The following is a 1149-nucleotide window of genomic DNA, read 5'->3' as shown; positions in this document are numbered from 1 at the left end:
TTAAAAAATGGAATTATTGGAACTACAAATAGAATTATCCATGGTGCAAAAAGCAATAGAATAATTCTGTCAGTTTTCATATTTATCAATCTGTTCATTTTTGTAATCGTCTATTGCCCCTAACGGCTCGAATATGAGCAGTAGCGGACTTTAAAGCGGTTTCGTGTCAAGTTGCTAATTAGCCAAAGCTGCACCTTATCTAAATAGTCAAATCGGCAGATTTGGCGGGGCTGATTAGAACTACTGCCACCCAAATAACCACAGAAACCGCTATTGCTTATATTTATTGTTGGCATTAGTTGTTCTTCTTTTGTCCGATTATCATCATTCCGTAAAATAGTACTCCACTTCCAATCACTCCTAAGGAACTCCAAGTTGTACCAGAGTTAGGATTAAACACTTTTGTAAGTGCTAATATTAGAAATCCAGCTAATAAGAAATAGAAAACCCATCGGAATGATTTGCTTGCATAAATACTTTCTCCTTCTTTAATCGGTTTAATTTCAGTATCTGAATCAAGTCCGTTTTTATAGTCATTTGATAATCTTGGAAAATCCTTAACAAGTCGGTTAAAGTCATCTTTGATTGGCAAAACATTAAGTCTGTTTACTTTGTACCTTGTCTTGTTGGTTAAGTTTATTATAAAACTATCAAATGTTCTGTCTTCCTGAAATACATAGTTGTCAACCAAATTCCACGGAACACGAAAGCTCTTTTCCCAACTCAAAATAAATCTGCGTTCCCAAATATGATTAATCCCTTCTTGCGTTAAAACAACTTTTGCCTTTCCCATTCCAATCAAGTGCGCAAGATAAAATGAGGTCACAAATACTGCTAAAAATTGAATAATTGATATTATCTCACTGTCAGATTGCGGTAAATTGTCAAAAATCAGAATAATGCTTGATAGAAGTATTCCAATCCAAGCAATCATAAACCTAACTATTGAATGTACTTTAATCTTATATTCTCTTTGTCTCATACTTGCTTCAATGATTGCAGGGTTCTTATTTCAATTAATGCCAACGGCAGTTTGTCTAAAAACTGATTAAACTGCTCAATTAAGCTTTAAATATAGCAGTTTTAAGGATACATAAAAATTGAAAATCCTTTTAATTTGAAATAGAATTGAGGTTCTTATTTGAGCCA

The 1149-nt window shown here is 33.2% G+C and carries 1 protein-coding gene; it reads right to left on the bottom strand.

The genetic code is table 11. The features are described from left to right. Positions 1–295 precede the first annotated feature (295 nt). Entirely contained in the window at positions 296–934 is a 639-nt protein-coding gene (locus GCQ56_RS20135) for a hypothetical protein (RefSeq protein ID WP_152736337.1), read from the bottom strand. Between the last annotated feature and the right edge of the window lie 215 nt (positions 935–1149).

The organism is Marinifilum sp. N1E240, assembly GCF_009295825.1.
Lineage (GTDB): Bacteria > Bacteroidota > Bacteroidia > Bacteroidales > Marinifilaceae > Marinifilum_A > Marinifilum_A sediminis.
Note: the sequence above shows the minus strand (reverse complement) of the source record. Positions and strands in the feature narration are given on the sequence as shown.